The organism is Nocardia mexicana NBRC 108244 (genome assembly GCF_001613165.1).
Taxonomy (GTDB): Bacteria; Actinomycetota; Actinomycetes; order Mycobacteriales; family Mycobacteriaceae; genus Nocardia; species Nocardia mexicana.
The window spans coordinates 90894-107506 of sequence record NZ_BDBV01000017.1 but is presented as its reverse complement, the minus strand read 5'-3'; the positions used below and the strand labels follow the sequence as shown (position 1 = coordinate 107506).

Below are 16613 nucleotides of genomic sequence, written 5' to 3'. Positions count from 1 at the left end.
CCCCGAATCCATGTCTTGTGACAGGAACTGGGAGTATGGGAGCGTCCGCCGGTGGGAATACTGGTCAGGGCGCCGTGCTGTGCCGTGCCCGGGGCATGGCATTACACACATGAAGGAGAACAACCAGTGCGCGACATGGTCGAGATCGGCATGGGTCGGACCGCCCGGCGTACCTACGAACTGGACGATGTCGACATCGTTCCGTCGCGGCGCACCCGCTCGTCGAAGCAGGTGTCGCTGGCCTGGCAGCTGGACGCCTACCGATTCGACATCCCGCTGGTGGCGCATCCCACCGACGCGCTGGTCTCTCCGGAGTTCGCGATCGAACTGGGCCGCCTGGGCGGGCTCGGCGTGATCAACGGCGAAGGGCTGTGGGCGCGGCACGCGGATGTGGCCGCGCGGATCGATCAGCTGCTCGAGGTGTCGGAGAAGGAGGGCACCGAGGCCGCGGTCGCGCTGCTGCAGCAGCTGCACGCCGCCCCGATGCAGCCGGACCTGCTGGCCGCCGCGGTGGCTCAGGTGCGGGCCGCGGGCGTGACGGTGGCGGTGCGGGTGAGCCCGCAGAATGCGCGCGCGCTCACCCCCGCACTGGTGCAGGCCGGGGTCGACCTGCTCGTCGTGCACGGCACCATCATCTCCGCCGAGCACGTGGGGGACGGCGAGCCACTGAACCTGAAAACCTTCATCGCCGAACTCGACGTGCCCGTGGTGGCCGGCGGGGTCAGCGATCACCGCACCGCGCTGCACCTGATGCGGACCGGCGCGGCCGGCGTGATCGTCGGCTACGGCTCCACCCCGGGCGCCACCACCACCGGTGAGGTGCTCGGTATCGGCGTGCCGCTGGCGACCGCGATCGCCGATGCCGCCGCCGCGCGCCGCGACTACCTCGACGAGACCGGTGGGCGGTACGTGCACGTCATCGCGGACGGCGACATCGTGTCGTCCGGGCAGCTGGCCAAGGCCATCGCCTGCGGTGCCGATGCGGCCATGCTGGGCGTGCCGCTGGCGCTGGCGCAGGAGGCGCCCGGCCGCGGCTGGTACTGGCCGTCGGCGGCCGCGCATCCGTCGGTGCCGCGCGGCGCACTGCTGAAGTTCGCCGACGAGGACGAGCGGCCCACGCTGCAGCAGGTGCTCTACGGCCCGTCCAGCGACCCGTGGGGCTCGGTGAATCTCGTTGGCGGCCTGCGCCGCTCGATGGCCAAGGCAGGCTACTGCGAGCTCAAGGAGTTCCAGCGGGTCGGTCTGACCGTGCGCTAGTCAGCCGGTGCGGGAGACGATCGTGTCGCGGAGGAATCCGCGGATGGCGGTGTTCACCTGGACCGAATGCGTCATGTTCACCGCTTGGCGGGCGCCCGCTATCTCCAGGTAGCGAGACTTCGTCAGGCCGCGGGCCATATCCGCCGCGTGGGCGCGGGGGACGCCTGCGCGCAGGGGGTGGATCACCAGCGCGGGGCAGGTTATCTCGGGTAGTCGCTCCAGGATCGAATCGCGGCCGAGCAGGCAGCCGGCGGCCAGCTCGGTGGCCTGCGGATCGCGGGCCAGCCAGCGCTTGGTCCACACCGCGCGGTACCAGGGGTCGTCGCCGATCAGCCACTGCGCGAGATGGTCGGCCAGGGCCCGCCGCACGCCGGGTTCGTACCACCGGTCCAGGAATCGGCGGGAGGTCTCCAGCTCCTGCGGTGTCGGGCCGTGCGCCTCGGTGGAGATGAGGATCAGCGCGGCCACCCGCTCCGGGGCGAGCAGTGCGGTCCGCATGGCGCTGAATCCGCCCTGCGAGGTGCCGCCGACGACGGCCCGCTCGATGCCGAGCTGGTCCAGCACGGTCAGGGCGTCGCGGGCGGCGGTCCAGTAGGTGAACGGCAGTCCCTTGTCACGGGTGCGGCCGTGCCCGCGCGCATCCCACGCGACGATGCGGAACTCCGGGGCCAGCGCGGCAACCTGCGACGCGAACATCGTTCGGTCCATGAAGAATTCGTGCCCGAGGAGTACCACCGGGCCGTCGCCGCCACTGTCCTCGTAATGGATCTCGGCATCGATCGCACGGGCGAATGGCACGAGCACGAGGATAGCTGGATCGGACCCGGCGCACGGCCGGGTTGCGGTCGCAGTTCCGCCGCGCTCGGTGATCTTTGCGAATAACCGAGGTGCTGCCGGTTCGCCGGGCACGGCCGTTGGGGCGCATGAGGATTCGTGTGGCGGCCGACGACCGCAAACGCGAGACCGGCGGTCCGGCCGTGGTCGGGTCACGAGACTTTCCGGTGGTGGGAAGCGTGTGGTCGCGGCGGCCGGTTCGCCCGGGCACAGGGGGCGGCAACGCGCTCTCTAAACTGTGCGCGTGGCAGAAACCCAGCGACCAGTCCTCGTCGTCGACTTCGGGGCGCAGTACGCGCAGCTGATCGCGCGGCGGGTGCGCGAATCCAGCGTCTACTCCGAGGTGGTTCCGCACACCGCGACCGTCGAGGAGATCGCCGCGCGCGAGCCGCTCGCGGTCATCCTGTCCGGCGGCCCGTCCAGCGTGTACGCCGAGGGAGCGCCGCAGCTGGACGCGCGGCTGTTCGACCTGGACGTTCCGGTCTTCGGCATCTGCTACGGCTTTCAGGCGATGGCGCAGGCGCTCGGCGGCACCGTCGCGCACACCGGCACGCGGGAGTACGGGCGTACCGAGGTGAACATCGACGGCGGCGTGCTGCACGGCGGTCTGCCCACCGTCCATCCGGTGTGGATGAGTCACGGCGACGCGGTCACCGACGCGCCGAAGGGCTTCGAGGTCACCGGCACCACTGCGGGTGCGCCGGTGGCGGCATTCGAGGATCGCGCCCGGCGGCTGGCCGGTGTGCAGTACCACCCGGAGGTGCTGCATTCCCCGCACGGCCAGCAGGTGCTGAGCCGGTTCCTGCACGAGATCGCCGGTATCCCCGGCTCGTGGACCTCGGCCAATATCGTCGACCTGCTGGTGACGCAGGTGCGCGAGCAGATCGGCGACGGGCACGCCATCTGCGCGCTGTCCGGCGGTGTGGATTCGGCGGTCGCGGGCGCGTTGGTGCAGCGTGCCATCGGCGATCGACTGACCTGTGTGTTCGTCGACCACGGGCTGCTGCGGGCGGGGGAGCGCGAGCAGGTGCAGCGCGATTTCGTCGCCGCGACCGGGGCGAAGCTGATGACCGTCGACGCCGTGGACAAGTTCCTCGGTGAGCTGAAGGGCGTCACCGACCCGGAGGACAAGCGGAAGATCATCGGGCGGGAATTCATCCGGTCGTTCGAGGACGCGGTGGCGCGGATCGTCGAGGAGACCTCCGGAGATACCGCAGAGGGCTCCGCTCCCGCCGTCGAATACCTGGTGCAGGGCACCCTCTACCCCGATGTGGTGGAGTCCGGCGGCGGCACCGGCACCGCGAACATCAAGAGCCACCACAATGTCGGCGGCCTGCCCGAGGACCTCGAGTTCGAGCTGGTCGAGCCGCTGCGGCTGCTGTTCAAGGACGAGGTGCGCGCCGTCGGCCGCGAGCTCGGCCTGCCCGAGGAAATCGTTGCGCGCCAGCCGTTCCCGGGGCCGGGTCTGGCCATCCGCATCGTCGGCGAGGTCACCCGCGACCGGCTCGACACGCTGCGCCAGGCCGATGCCATCGCCCGGGAGGAGCTGACCGCGGCTGGGCTGGACAAGCAGATCTGGCAGTGCCCGGTGGTGCTGCTGGCCGATGTGCGCAGCGTCGGCGTCCAGGGGGACGGGCGCACGTACGGGCATCCGATCGTGCTGCGGCCGGTGACCAGCGAGGACGCCATGACGGCGGACTGGACCCGGTTGCCCTACGAGGTGCTGGAGCGGATCTCGACGCGGATCACCAACGAGGTGGCCGAGATCAATCGGGTCGTGCTGGACGTGACCAGCAAGCCGCCGGGCACCATCGAGTGGGAGTAGGCGCGGGGCAACAGATTTCATTCGGTTGCAAGGCTGTCGTGGGGTTTCGTGTCGCGGCGGTTCAGGGTTTCGTGTCAGTGTGGCGCTCGGTGCTCGGGTGAGTCGCCGGGTCGTTCGGCTCGGCCAGTGATGGGGAGGTAGCCGATGACGCAGGAATCCGATCGCTCGAAGGGGCTGTGGGCCAGGCCGTTTGCGGGGCTGGCCGCGCTCGGCATGGCGGTGCTGGCGGCGTTGACCGTGATGTTGCTGCCTGGCGCCGAGAGCGCGCCCGGAGGTGTCGCGGCCGAGACGTCGACGGCGGTGGGCGCGGCCGAGATTCAGCTGGTCGCGGACTCCGTTCCGGATCGGGCGTGGCAGACGTTGCAGCTCATCGATGCGGGGGAATGGCCCGATGCGGCCAACGCTCCCGGCACGAAGGGCGGCGGCACCTGGAGCAATCGCGAGGGACAGCTGCCCGCCACGGACGGTGGCGGCGCGCCGATCGGCTATAAGGAATGGGACGTCAATCCCAAGCAGCCCGGGCAATCTCGCGATGCCGAGCGGATCGTCACCGGCAGCGACGGATCGGCCTGGTACACCGGCGATCACTATCGCAGCTTCACCAGGATGCGCTGACTCCGGCTGCAGCAGTAGGGGCTTGGATCCACTCGGATCCAAGCCCCTACTGTTTGCTGTGAATTCAGCGTTTCTTCTTGCGCGGCGAGATCACCAGCGCGATGCCCACCACGATCGCGACCGCCACCACGATCCAGCCGATCGGGATGATGCTGTGCTCGGGCCACGAGGACGGGCCGATGAAGGCCCACACGCTCACGAGCAGCGCCAGCAGCCCCGCCAGTAGTAGCGAGAAGGACGGTCCCCGACGGGTTTCCGAATTGTCAGCCACGTTTCACCTCCGCATCTCCGGCTTGGACATCGACATCGAGGGTGAGCACCGGGCCGTCGGCGGGGCCGGTGAGTCCCTCGGGGCATTGCACATCGCCCAGATTGGACGTGCAATTCGCCTGCAGTCGCATGGAATCCGGCACCAGCACCCGGAACTCGCCCATGCGCACGGAGACGTTCACGGTCTTGTTCTCGGTCAGCGCGAGCGAGCGCAGGTCCAGCGTTCCCGAGCCCATGTTCACCCGGTACTCGGGCTCCAGGGCGGCCACCGTGGTCGGGGTCCAGACGTGGTCTCCCATTGCGCCGCGGTCGAATTCGACCGGGCCGACCATCGACGCCAGGATCACGAATCCGGCGAGCGGCGCCAGCACCACCATGAGCCCGTAGCCGCGGCGCAGGAACGCGCCGAGAAGCAGGCCGAGGCCCACCACCGCCAGCGCCACCGCGCCGATGCGTCCCGGGGTCATCCAGTCCACCCCCGCGGCGGCGACGGCTGCGGCGGCGGCCGCGGCCAGCAGGGCCAGCCCGATCACCATCGGCGTGAGCCGCGAGCGGGGACGCTTCGGCGGCGGCGCCTGCACGGCGACGGGGCGGTGCGGGGTCGGATCGGGCAGATCCCACGACATCGGGGCCACGCCGAGCGGATCCCAGCCGGGCGGGGTGGGGCCGGGGCGAACCGGACCGGCTGCGGGCCTGGGGTATTCGGCAGTCCGGGTCGCGCGCGGTTGCGCCCCTTCGGCCTTGCCGGTCGGCCCCGCGGGTCCGTCAGCGGAGGGCCGGTCCTTCCCCGGCATCACCTCCGTGCCGGAACTCTCGGTCCCGACGGCAGAGTCCTGCGGGACCGCATCGGTGTCGCCCGCCGAAGCCGCCTGGCCCGCACCGGTATCCACCGTCTCGGTGGGCGCGTCCGTCCGCAGCACCGCGGTATCTCCGTCCTGCGTAACCGCGGCGGTGTCGCTCGCCGAGTTCCCCCGGGCCGCATCGGTATCCACCGTCTCGGTGGGGGCGTCCGCGCGCAGCACCGCGGTATCTCCATCGCGCGGAATCACATCGGTGGCTGAATTACCCGGCGCGGCAGCGTCTTTTATCGGGTCCGGCTCGTAGTGGTCGGGCAGGGTGGTGTAGGGCCCGTACATGGGGCCCGCCCACGGGGATCCGCCGGGGTACATGGTGCCCGGGTAGCCGGTCGAGGCGATGCCGCCGTCGGCGAGCAGCGGACCGGAGCCGTCGGCGGGCGGTTCGGTCTGGCGCAGATACAGCAGCCACCAGCCAGCCAGCATCAGCACGAAGCTGATCAGGCCGGAGCCGCCGAGGCCCACGCCGACCGGGCCCATGGTGGTGACCGCGATCGCCAGCGCCACGATCAGCACCACCGTCTTGGTCGGCGACTGCGAGCTGTGGCCCTTGCCGAACAGGCCCTCGGTGGCCGAGACCTGGTCTCCGGCCGCGGGCAGCAGCAGCCACGCCGCCAGATACAGCACGATGCCGGCGCCGCCGAAGAGCGACGACACCACGAAGGCGACCCGCACCAGCACCGGGTCCACGTTGTAGCGGTGCCCGAAACCGGCGGCCACGCCGGCGATCGGGCCCTGCCGCGGCAGCCGCACGGGGCGCGTCCGCCACAGGTGATGGAGTTGATCGCTGAACCCGTCCGGCCGGTCCCGCCGGCCCAGCCGCTCGCTCTGGTCATGGGTTCCATGGTGGCGACCGGTGGGCCCGGACCGCATCCGGGTTCACCCTGAAAAGCGTCCTGAACTCCGGTGGGCCCGGTCAGCGCGCCATCCCTGAGCTGTGAATGGGGGTGTTTCCCGATGGTCGCTGTCGGGGCGCCGTGCCAGTATCGAAGGCATGTATCCGTCCACGCCCGCGTTCGATGCGCGCGGAGTTCGCCCGGCGCCGCTGTACCCGCGGTTGCAGCGGCGCTCCGGCGGCCGGGTCGTCGGCGGGGTCGCGGGCGGTATCGCCGACCATCTCGGGGTCGACGTCTTCAAGGTGCGGCTGGCGTTCGTTCTGCTGTCCGCGCTCATGGGCGCGGGTATCGCGGCCTACTCGATGCTGTGGATCTTCACGCCCTCCGGTGGGGACGCCCCGCCGCCGTCGGTCTCGGAGCGGCGGCAGGCGGTGGGCCTGATCCTGCTCGGGCTGGCGCTGGCGGTCTCGATGTCGTGGGTGTTCAGCGGCACCGCCGCCCGGGTGGTGGGGCCGATCATCGTGGTCGCGGTCGGCGCGGCGCTGGTGTGGCGGGAGTTCGACGCGGAGGGGCCGCGATCGATGCTCGGCCTGCCCGCACGGCCGAGCGTGCTCACTTGGACGCGCATCCTGGCCGGGGCGACGCTGATCGTGGTCGGGCTGGGCGTGGTGGTGCTGGGCCGGATCAACCTGAGCTCCCTGGGTTCCGCGATGATCGCGGTCGCGGTGACGCTGATCGGTGTCGGGCTGCTGACGGTGCCGCTGTGGCTGCGCATGGTGCGCGCGCTGAACGCCGAGCGCGGCGCGCGCATCCGCAACGAGGAGCGCGAGGAGATCGCCTCACACCTGCACGATTCGGTGCTGCAGACGCTGGCGCTGATCCAGCGGCAGGCCGGTGACCCGCAGGAGGTGATGCGGCTGGCCCGCGGCCAGGAGCGCGAGTTGCGCAAGTGGCTGTTCGAGGACACCGTGCCGGCGCAGTCCAGCCTGGCCGCCGCGCTGCGCACCATCGCGGGCGAGGTGGAGGACCAGTACGGGGTGAAGGTGCCACCGGTGACCGTCGGCGATGTGTCGATGGATCCGGGCGAGACCGGATTCGGCCTGCCCCGAGAGCATTTCACCGCCTTGCTCGGCGCCACCCGGGAGGCGCTGGTGAACGCCGCCAAACACGCCGGCGTCCCCACCATCGACCTGTTCGCCGAGGTGGAGCCGCATCAGGTGAGCGTCTTCGTCCGCGACCGCGGCTCCGGTTTCGACCCGGCGGACGTCCCCGCCGACCGGCAGGGCCTGGCCAGGTCCATCCGCGCCCGCATCGAGCGCCGCGGCGGCACGGTGGAGATCCAGTCCACCCCGGGCCGCGGCACCGAGGTCCGGATCATCCTGCCCCGCAACGACGCCGAGGGCCAGGAGCCTGTAGAGGGACCGGTGCCGGATGAGATCAGCCCGCCGGACCTCGAGCGAGGTGGCGACGTGTCGGGCGGGCCCAACTCGGCCGAAGGTGGGGAGCCTGAGCGCAGCCCTGATACGGGGCTGCCCATGGTTCGGCTCGGCAGAGCGACCACATCGGAAGATGTCCGCTCGCTGGAGGACGAGTGAGGGGTTCAGTAGGTAACTCCTGCGGATTCACTCTTCCCAGACGTCGACTAGCGGGAGGCCGAGGTCGGTGCGGGCCTGGTCGACGAGTTGCTGGATCAGGTCGGTCTTGCGGCGGGTGTATTCCAAAGGGTCGGAGAGTTCTACGGCGAGTTGCTGTTTCAGCGCGGCGTAGTCGGCGGCCGCGCCGGGATGGGTGCGCAGGAAGTCGCGCAGGATGCGCTCGTTCTGGTCGTCCCAGTCCTCGGCGCGCACCACGTGCAGGTGGTGGGTGCGCTGTCCGGAGGCGCCGGTGCGCGGATAGAACAGGCGGTTGCTCATGCCGTTGTCCTCGCGGAAGTAGCCGAGGGCGGCGAGGGTGTGCTCGCGGGAGATGGCGGCGTCGAGATCGCGCACCGAGGCCATCAGATCGATGATCGGTTTGGCGGGGAGATCGGGAACCGCGGTGCTGCCCATGTGTTCGATATCGCGGAAGAGGCCGGGCAGTGCCGTGTTCAGTTCGGCGATAGCGGCTCGGGCCTGCCGCGGCCAGTCGGCATCGTAGGAAACCACTCGAATATGCACTCGAGGCATCGTATGACCTGGTTCGCGGCGGACCGGTCTACGGTGTGGTACCGATGAATGGGCGGTGTCCCCCGCTGTCGGTGTGCCCGAGGTGAGGAGAGCAGTGAGTATCCGGGTCTTTCTGGTCGACGACCACGCCGTGTTCCGGTCCGGCGTGCGGGCGGAGTTGAGCCGCGAATCCGATATGGACGTGATCGGGGAGGCCGGCACCGTGTCCGAGGCCATCGCCGGAATCAAGACGGCCGGACCGGATGTGGTGCTGCTGGATGTGCACATGCCCGACGGCGGCGGGGTGGCGGTGCTGCAGGGCATCGAGGATCAGGGCCCGGTGTGCCTGGCGCTGAGCGTGTCCGACGCCGCCGAGGACGTGATCGCGGTGATCCGCGCGGGCGCCCGCGGATATGTCACCAAGACCATCTCGGGATCCGAACTGGCCGACGGCATTCGGCGCGTCGCCGGCGGCGACGCGGTGTTCAGCCCGCGCCTGGCGGGTTTCGTGCTGGACTCGTTCACCGGCCGCTCGCCCGCTCCGGAGCCGCCGCTCGACCCCGAGCTGGACTCGCTGACCCCGCGCGAGCTGGAGGTGCTGCGCCTGCTCGCCCGCGGCTACACCTACCGCGAAATCGCCGAAACCCTGTTCATCTCCGTGAAAACCGTGGAGACCCACGCCTCCAACGTGCTCCGCAAGACCCAGCAGTCCAACCGCAATGCCCTCACGCGCTGGGCGCATCGCCGCCGGATCGATTGATTACAGCGCCGCTACGAGAATCACGATCAGGATCAGCAGGCCGATCAGCAGGCCCACCGCGATTGCCAGCGGGGCCGCGTTCGGGCCGAGATTCGAGACGTTGAGCCCCAGCTTCTGTTGCGGCGCAGCGGCACTCGGTGCGGTGGCGCGGGGCGGACGCGGCAGCGGGGTGGAGTGCGGGCTGCGCAGGCCCGCGGCCGAGTTGCGGGCCGCCCACGCCGGGATGGTGCCGTCCTCGGTGCGGACCGGGGCGCCGAGGATGTAGGGCCCGGTGCCGGGACCGAAAGCGGCGGTGAGGATTTCGTCGCGGGCCTCGGTCATGGTCGGGCGGCGCTGCGGTGCGGGCTCCATCATGTGCAGCAGTGCCGCGGTGAGCGTGCCGCTGCGGCTGGGCGGAATGATCTGCGCCATTGCCGCGCGTTCGACGATCACGTCGCTGTCGTCGTCGAAGCCGTAGGGCGGCTGGCCCTCGATCGCGGTGTACAGCGTTGCGCCGAGGGAGAATACGTCGCTGGCCTCGGTCGGCCGGGCGCCGCGCGCCACCTCCGGTGGCAGGTAGGCCGGGGTACCTGTGATCGCGTCGTCCAGCTCGTCGTGCGGATCTCCGGTGCCGCTCGAGATGCCGAAGTCGCTGAGCTTCACCTTGCCCACCTCGGCGCCGCGGTCGGCGACGAGAATATTGCCCGGCTTGATATCGCGGTGGGTGATACCGGCGCTGTGCGCGGCGGCGAGCGCATCGGCGACCTGCGCGCCGATCTGCGCCACCTCGATCGGTGACAGGGTGTCGGCCAGCGCGAGCGCCTTCGCCACGCTGCGCGAGGGTAGGTACTCCATCACCAGCCACGGCTCGCCCGCCTCGAGCACTACGTCGTAGACGGCGACGGCGTGCTCGTGCGACAGCTTCGCGGCGACCCGGCCCTCGTGGACGATCCGGTTGCGGACCGCGGCGGCCTCCTCCTCGCTGAGTCCGGCCGTGGAAAGCACCTGTTTGATGGCGACATCGCGGTCGAGCAGCCGGTCGTGTGCCAACCACACGGCGCCCATGCCGCCGCCGCCCAGCTTCGATTGCAGGCGGTAGCGGCCGGCGACCAGATAGTCGGGGCCTACGAAAGGGCGGGCGCGTTCGGTCACGGCGCGAGGATAGCGGAAAACCGTCCTGACTGGCCTGCTTCGGAACTCAGGGATTCGTGCGAGTGCCGCTTGACGTGGCTGGGGGGTGGGGTTCTACTGAAGATGAGTCGAACGTATATTCGAGTCGTATCGATAGCTGGATCGGTGCTGGGGTCGGCGGGCTCCGGTGTCGCATCGGCCGGTGGGTCGCTCGTGCGGGCGGCGCGGCCGGACGGTGGAGTCCACTCGGTGGGAGATAGGTGGTCGAGGATGGATTCGGCTGGAGAAGCGAAGTCCGAGCGGCTGGCGGATCTGCGTCGGCGGATGGCGGCCGTTCCGGCGCGCGGTGCGGGGGCGGCGCCGCGGCCGCCGCTGCGGCGGGAGTTGCTACCGGTGCCGTCGCCGCTGGTGGAGCTGCTGCCGGAGGGTGGTCTGGCGAAGGGCTCGGTGGTCGAGTACGCGGGGTCGGGTTCGCTGCTGACCGGTTTGCTGGCCGCGGTGACCGGCGGTGGCGGGCATGCCGCGGTGGTCGGTCTGCCCCGGCTCGGCCTGCTCGCCGCCGCCGAGATGGGCGCTCAACTGGGGAGGCTGGCCGTGGTGCCCGATCCCGGACCGGATCCCGTGGAGGTCGCTGCGGTGTTGCTCGATGGTCTGGATCTGGTGGTTCTAGGACTGGGCGGTCTGTCGGTGCCGCCCAGTCGCACTCGCGTGCTCGCCGCGCGTGCCCGCAGCAAGGGATCCACGCTCGTGGTGACCGGCGGCGCCTGGAGCGGGTCCACGCTGCGCATCGACACCCGCATCGCCGGTTACGACGGCCTGGGTCGCGGCTGCGGCCGCCTGCGCACCCTGCGCCTGGACGTCCGCGTGCGCGGGCGCTCGGCCCCGCCCCGCACGGGTCGCCTCGAGCTGAGTTCCCGGGACGGCCGCGTCGAATGGATTGCGGCGCAGGCGAGTCGGCCGCAGCGGCTGGAGACCGTGCGCGAGGCCGCCTCGTGAACGGCCTGCCGCGTGCCGGTTGCGCCCGAGCGCGGGGCAATTCGGAGGCTTGCGTGAAATGAACGGCCTCCCAGAGCGATCGAAGCCAGGTCGGCGGTCGGGTGTCGTCCGTCGGCACACCGGACCCCGGCCTTCCGATGGCGTTGCCCGGTGGCATCGTGTCCGGGCGGCCCGCCGATGCGGCTGAGTGCGCGGCGCGACTCTCGGGTGCTGGCGCTGTGGTGCCCGGACTGGCCCGCCGCCGCGGCGGCCGCGGTGGCCGATGTTCCGCCCACGCGGCCGGTGGTGGTGCTGCATGCGAATCGGGTGGTGGCGTGTTCGGCCGTGGCGCGGGCCGCGGGCGTGCAGCGCGGGCTGAAGCGGCGGGAGGCGCAGGCGCGGTGCCCGGACCTGTTTGTGGCGCAATCCGATCCGGACCGCGACGCCAGGTTGTTCGAACCGGCGGTGACGGCCGTGGATGCGACGGTGCCCGGTGTGGAGGTGCTGCGGCCCGGGCTGCTGGTGCTGGCCGCGCGCGGTGCCGCCCGGTTCTTCGGATCCGAGGAGGCGGCGGCCGAGCGGCTCGTCGACGCGGTCGCCGCGGTCGGGGTGGAGTGCCAGATCGGCATCGCCGACGAGCTGTCCACGGCGGTGCTCGCCGCCCGCCGGGCCGCCCTCGTGCCGCCCGGATCCGGTGCGCGGTTCCTGGCGCCGCTGCCGGTGGGTGAGCTCGCCGTCGAGCCCAGCCTGGCGGCGCCGGAGCGCGCCGATCTGGTGGATCTGCTGCACCGCTTGGGATTGCGCCGGATCGGTGATTTCGCCGCGCTGACCCCCGCCGAGGTCGCCTCCCGCTTCGGCGCCGACGCGATTCGCGCGCACCGCTGTGCCCGGGCGGAGCCGGAGCGGTTGCCGTCCGCGCGCCCGCCCGCCCCGGAGCTGACGGTGGAGTACCGCTGCGATCCGCCGATCGACCGCGTCGACGCGGCCGCATTCGCCGGGCGCCTGCTGGCCACCCGGCTGCACGCGCGACTGTCCGCCGCATCGGTAGCCTGCACGCGCCTGTCGGTAACGGCGGAAACCGCCGCCGGTGAACGACTTTCGAGAATCTGGCGCTGCGCCGAACCACTCACCCCGGAGGGCACGGCGGACCGGGTCCGCTGGCAGCTCGACGGCTGGCTCACGCACCGCGGCGCGGCACCCACCGCGCCCATCACGCTGCTGCGGTTGGAGCCGGTGGAGGTGGTGGCGGCGGGTGCGCTGCAGCTCGGGCTGTGGGGCGGGGTCGGCGAGGGGGACGAGCGGGCCCGGCGCGCCCTGGTGCGGGTGCAGGGGCTGCTGGGCGGGGAGGCGGTGCGGATCGGGGTGCTCAGCGGCGGTCGCGGCCCGGCCGAACGCGTCACCCTGATCGCGCTCGGCGACGAGCAGGTCCCCGCCGCCGATCCGGCGCTGCCCTGGCCGGGGCGGCTGCCCGAGCCCGCGCCCGCCGTCGTGCTGGTCAACCACCCCGAGGTGGTGCTGGAGACCGCCGACGGCACCCCGGTCTGGATCACCGACCGCGGCCTGTTCACCGCCGACCCGGACCGGCTGCGCTGGGGTGGCAAACACTGGGATGTCACCGGCTGGGCGGGCCCCTGGCTGCTCGACGAGCGCTGGTGGACCGGCGACGGCGACAGCAGGGCCCGCGCTCAGATACTCCTGGACGCCGACGTCAACGTCCTGCTCCTGCTCGGCTACGACCGAACCTGGCATGTAGAGGGCCTCTACGAGTAACTCCTACAAGGGATTACCGGGAGAGGGTCCACACCCAGGCCATCGTGAAGGGATAGCCGCGCAGGTGCTCCCACTTGGGTTTGGCGGTGAGCCAGGCATCGTCGATGAGGGCCTCGGCGGATTCGGCGAGGTGCCAGCCCGCCGCCACCGCGGCGGTCACGTGCTCGCTGAACAGGTGCAGGTGGGTGCTGATCGCCAGCGGCTCACCGGATTCGGGCGTGTAGTGGGTCGGCATGCCGGTCGCCATCATGAACTGCGGGTGGTAGCTGACCAGAACGAAGGTGCCGCCGGGCGCGGTCAGCCGCCGCGCCTCGGCGTAGAAGGGCGCCAGGTCGGGCAGGTGCTCGTCGATCAGTGACGAGATCACCAGATCATATGTGCCGCTTGCCAATCCGGTGTCGCGGACATCGCCCTGGGCGAGCGAGGCGTGCACACCGCGCTCGCGGGCACGCGCGAGCATGCCCTCGCTCAGGTCGACGCCGTCGATGTGCGCCACGCCCCGCTCGCGCAGCCACGCGCCGGTGCGCCCGGTGCCGCAGCCCAGATCGGCGGCGCGGCGCACCCGGCCCCAGTCCGGTCGGCGCAGCCGGTTCAGCAGCGCGAGGTCCATCTCGTCCATGACGGTCTGCTCGTAGGTGGGCGCCCACCCGTCGTAGCCCGTGGCGACGTCGACGGTGCGATAGTTGCGTCGGTCGAAATCCGCGAAGGTCGGCATGGGCGGCAGTATCGCGCGCCGGGCCGGGTATCTGCCAAGTATTTTCGATGATCTACGTGCACGCCCGCCGCCTGCACATTCGACCACACGACGCCGGCCGGATCTGCGCTCGTCGCGACAGGAACTGTGCCCGCGAATGCCTTTGCCCTGATTCAGGACTCGCTACCAGTAGGCCCCACGCTGCTACGGCGCGCCAGCACCCGAGTTCCCGGCCCGGACGCCGCGCCGGGCCCGGCCAGGGCGGTCGTGTTCGTCGCGGTCGCCGGTTTCCCGCACTCCGAACAGCAGACCTGCGGTGTGAACTCCGCCCCGCACTCCCGGTGCACCAGCCGCACCGGCGGCCCGCCCGGCGGGGTCGCCCACTTGTCGCCCCAGGCCATCAGCGCCATCAGTACCGGCACGAGTTCGAGGCCGGCCTCGGTGAGGTGGTACTCGTGCCGCAGCGGCCGCTCCTGATAGGCCCGGCGCTCCACGATGCCGTCGGCGACCAGCGTCTCGAGCCGCCGGGTGAGCAGGTTGCGGGAGATGCCGAGGTTCTCGGCGATGTCGTCGAACCGGTGCAGGCCGAGGTAGACGTCCCGCACGATCAGCGGCGTCCACCATTCCCCGATGCGTTCCAGGGACTGCCCGATCGAGCAGTGCATCTCCGCGAAGCTGGTCCGTTGCATGCCCTCAGTCTAGAGGGTTGATTCATTGAACTCACTGGGCGTACGGTTGTCGAGGACAGAGTTCAATGAAAGGACTAACCGATGCCGTTCGTAGAGTTGTTCGTTCCCAAGGACTCGCTCGACCAGGAGCGCCGCGAGAAGATCGGCGGCCGACTGGTATCGGAGGTGATGCTCGCGGAGGGCGCGCCGGACACCGAGGCGGCCAGGTCCATCTCCTGGCTGGTGGTCAACGAGATCGACGCCTGGTTCGTGGGCGGTCGGCAGCTGCCCGCCGGGGAGAAGCCGAAATACGTGGTGCGAGTGGGGGTTCCGGCCGGTTCCATGAACGACGACAAGCGCCGCGACATCGTGCGGCGGGTCACCCGGGTGCTCGCGGACGCCGACGAGGATCCGGCTCGTTTCAGCGAGGCCGCCACCGCGTGGGTGCACATCAACGAGGTTCCGGAGGGCAACTGGGGAGCGCGCGGGGAGATCGTGCGCATCGAGGACATCGCCGCCCTCGTCTCCGCGGGGTGAGAGCGGCGCGGCCCCGGCTCACCTATGGTGCCGCGCACAACCTGCGGCGGCGTGCTCGCCGAACCCGTACCCTGGCAGATCGTGGAGTCGATCGTTACCCGGGTGCCGCTGGACGGCGTGTCGATCGCCTATCGCGACTCCGGTCCGTCGTCCGCCGCGCACCCGCTGTCGGATGTTCCCGTCCTGCTCGTGCACGGCATGGGCGGGGACGGGCACACCTGGGACCGGTTCGCCCGGCGCCTGGTGCGGCTGGGGCGGCGGGTGATCATCCCGGATCTACGTGGCCACGGCCGCAGCGCGCACACCGCCTCCTACCGGTTCGAAGAATTCGGCGCGGACGTGCTGCGGCTGTGCGACCGGCTCGGGCTGACCACCGTGGACATGGTCGGGCACTCGCTCGGCGGATATGCGGTGTCGTGCGTGGCGATCGAGCGTCCGGAACTGGTGCGGCGCTTGGTGATCGAGGAGCAGCCGCTGCCGCTGCGATCCGGTGACGAGCAGGTCACCCTCACTCGCCGCCTGCCGACCGTGCCCGAGCTGTGGCACGCCACCAGCAGCCTGATCCGGCACCCGCAGGCCGTGCTGGCATTCGATCGGTCGATGACCCGGCTCGCGCTGGAGCAGTTCCGCAAGCCGAATCCGGAGTGGTGGGATCGGCTGCCGGAGATCACCGCGCCCACCCTGATGCTGCGCGGCGGCCCGGGCGGCATGGTCGACCCGGAGAAGCTGGAGATGTTCCGCGCCGCGGTCCCCGGCTGCACGGTCCGCGCCTTCGACTGCGGCCACAGCATCCACCGCGACCGCTACCGTCAGTTCGTCGAGGCGACGCTGCCGTTCCTCGGCCACTGACGCGCCCGGTGCTTCTACAGTAAAACGATGTCCACCCTGGATCGTCCGACGCTGTTCTTCCCCGATGAGCAGTCGTTTCGCGAATGGCTGGAGGCCAACCACGCCGCCGTCGACGGCGTCTGGCTGAAGTTCGCGAAGCGGGGTTCGGGGGTGGTTTCCCTCGATCACGCGGGCGCGTTACGCCAGGCGCTGTGTTTCGGCTGGATCGATGGTCAGGCCCGTTCGCTGGACGACGATTACTGGATGGTCGGCTTCACCCCGCGCCGCCGCCGCAGTCCCTGGTCGCAGCGCAATATCGGCCTGGTGGAGGAGTTGATCGAACAGGGCCTGATGCATCCGGCCGGGCATGCGGAGATCGAGCGGGCCAAACTCGACGGCCGCTGGGCCAATGCCTACGGGCGCAGGCTGCCACAGGATTTCATCGAGGCGCTGGCGGCCGACCCGAAGGCCGCCGCCTTCTTCGAAACCCTCGACGCCCAGTCCCGAGCCGCGATCGGCTATCACCTCGGCAACGCCGTGCGGCCGGAGACGCGGGCGCGGCGGCTGGAGCAGATCATCGGCAAGTTGGCTGCGGGGCAACGGTTCTGATGAGCGTGGCCAGGTCGGTCTGGAGCC

Annotated in this window: 17 protein-coding genes; 10 read left to right on the top strand and 7 right to left on the bottom strand. The window is 70.9% G+C overall.

Features of this window, described 5'->3' with window-relative positions:
- Window positions 1-126: 126 nt before the first annotated feature.
- Window positions 127-1257 (top strand): GuaB3 family IMP dehydrogenase-related protein, encoded by a 1131-nt coding sequence (locus NM1_RS05890; RefSeq protein WP_068014687.1) that lies wholly within the window; start codon window positions 127-129, stop codon window positions 1255-1257.
- Here the strand turns inward: NM1_RS05890 and NM1_RS05885 are convergent, their stop codons facing one another.
- Window positions 1258-2055 (bottom strand): alpha/beta fold hydrolase, encoded by a 798-nt coding sequence (locus tag NM1_RS05885; RefSeq protein ID WP_068014742.1) that lies wholly within the window; start codon window positions 2053-2055, stop codon window positions 1258-1260.
- Window positions 2056-2329: 274 nt separating this feature from the next.
- Between NM1_RS05885 and guaA the strand changes: the two genes are divergently transcribed.
- Together guaA and NM1_RS05875 are read left to right on the top strand one after the other, a co-directional pair.
- A complete protein-coding gene (gene guaA / locus NM1_RS05880) occupies window positions 2330-3916 on the top strand; it encodes a glutamine-hydrolyzing GMP synthase (protein ID WP_373864022.1) in 1587 nt (528 codons plus the stop codon).
- A 144-nt stretch (window positions 3917-4060) separates the two neighbouring features.
- Window positions 4061-4531: a guanyl-specific ribonuclease gene (locus NM1_RS05875; protein WP_114699509.1), complete on the top strand. Its 471-nt coding sequence runs from the start codon at window positions 4061-4063 to the stop codon at window positions 4529-4531.
- A 64-nt stretch (window positions 4532-4595) separates the two neighbouring features.
- On the opposite strand, the gene NM1_RS05870 is transcribed toward NM1_RS05875, so the two are convergent.
- Window positions 4596-4802, bottom strand: coding sequence for a hypothetical protein (locus tag NM1_RS05870; protein ID WP_068014685.1), 207 nt, complete (start codon window positions 4800-4802; stop codon window positions 4596-4598).
- Complete coding sequence (locus NM1_RS05865; RefSeq protein ID WP_084519193.1) at window positions 4795-6528, bottom strand: PspC domain-containing protein; 1734 nt, start codon at window positions 6526-6528, stop codon at window positions 4795-4797. Before NM1_RS05865 ends, NM1_RS05870 begins: the two co-directional genes overlap by 8 nt.
- Before the next feature lie 121 nt (window positions 6529-6649).
- Here NM1_RS05865 and NM1_RS05860 point away from each other — a divergent pair, with 121 nt between their 5' ends.
- The gene (locus NM1_RS05860) at window positions 6650-8086 is read left to right on the top strand and encodes an ATP-binding protein (RefSeq protein WP_084519192.1); all 1437 of its coding nucleotides are present in this window, start codon (window positions 6650-6652) and stop codon (window positions 8084-8086) included.
- Window positions 8087-8113: 27 nt separating this feature from the next.
- Here the strand turns inward: NM1_RS05860 and NM1_RS05855 are convergent, their stop codons facing one another.
- A complete protein-coding gene (locus NM1_RS05855; RefSeq protein ID WP_211339378.1) occupies window positions 8114-8647 on the bottom strand; it encodes a GrpB family protein in 534 nt (177 codons plus the stop codon).
- A 109-nt stretch (window positions 8648-8756) separates the two neighbouring features.
- On the opposite strand from NM1_RS05855, the gene NM1_RS05850 reads away from it, so the two are divergent.
- Window positions 8757-9395, top strand: a complete 639-nt coding sequence (locus NM1_RS05850; RefSeq protein ID WP_068014733.1) for a response regulator — start codon at window positions 8757-8759, stop codon at window positions 9393-9395.
- Here NM1_RS05850 and NM1_RS05845 read toward each other — a convergent pair whose 3' ends face one another.
- Window positions 9396-10526 carry a serine/threonine-protein kinase gene (locus NM1_RS05845; protein ID WP_068014681.1) on the bottom strand — a complete coding sequence of 377 codons (1131 nt, stop codon included), beginning with the start codon at window positions 10524-10526 and terminating at the stop codon, window positions 9396-9398.
- A gap of 249 nt (window positions 10527-10775) precedes the next feature.
- Between NM1_RS05845 and imuA' the strand changes: the two genes are divergently transcribed.
- Window positions 10776-11501 carry a DnaE2-dependent mutagenesis accessory factor ImuA' gene (gene imuA', locus NM1_RS05840; protein ID WP_068014679.1) on the top strand — a complete coding sequence of 242 codons (726 nt, stop codon included), beginning with the start codon at window positions 10776-10778 and terminating at the stop codon, window positions 11499-11501.
- A gap of 177 nt (window positions 11502-11678) precedes the next feature.
- Window positions 11679-13250, top strand: coding sequence for a DNA polymerase Y family protein (locus tag NM1_RS05835; protein ID WP_068014677.1), 1572 nt, complete (start codon window positions 11679-11681; stop codon window positions 13248-13250).
- Between the two features lie 13 nt (window positions 13251-13263).
- Here the strand turns inward: NM1_RS05835 and NM1_RS05830 are convergent, their stop codons facing one another.
- Entirely contained in the window at window positions 13264-13965 is a 702-nt protein-coding gene (locus NM1_RS05830) for a class I SAM-dependent DNA methyltransferase (protein WP_068014676.1), read from the bottom strand.
- Between the two features lie 152 nt (window positions 13966-14117).
- A complete protein-coding gene (locus NM1_RS05825) occupies window positions 14118-14633 on the bottom strand; it encodes a winged helix-turn-helix transcriptional regulator (RefSeq protein ID WP_068014674.1) in 516 nt (171 codons plus the stop codon).
- A gap of 81 nt (window positions 14634-14714) precedes the next feature.
- Between NM1_RS05825 and NM1_RS05820 the strand changes: the two genes are divergently transcribed.
- The 3 genes from NM1_RS05820 (at window position 14715) to NM1_RS05810 (ending at window position 16586) form a co-directional block, all read left to right on the top strand.
- A complete protein-coding gene (locus NM1_RS05820) occupies window positions 14715-15149 on the top strand; it encodes a tautomerase family protein (protein WP_068014672.1) in 435 nt (144 codons plus the stop codon).
- Window positions 15150-15230: 81 nt separating this feature from the next.
- A complete protein-coding gene (locus tag NM1_RS05815) occupies window positions 15231-15998 on the top strand; it encodes an alpha/beta fold hydrolase (protein WP_068014731.1) in 768 nt (255 codons plus the stop codon).
- 27 nt (window positions 15999-16025) lie between these two features.
- Window positions 16026-16586 (top strand): YdeI/OmpD-associated family protein, encoded by a 561-nt coding sequence (locus tag NM1_RS05810; protein WP_068014670.1) that lies wholly within the window; start codon window positions 16026-16028, stop codon window positions 16584-16586.
- Window positions 16587-16613 lie beyond the last annotated feature (27 nt).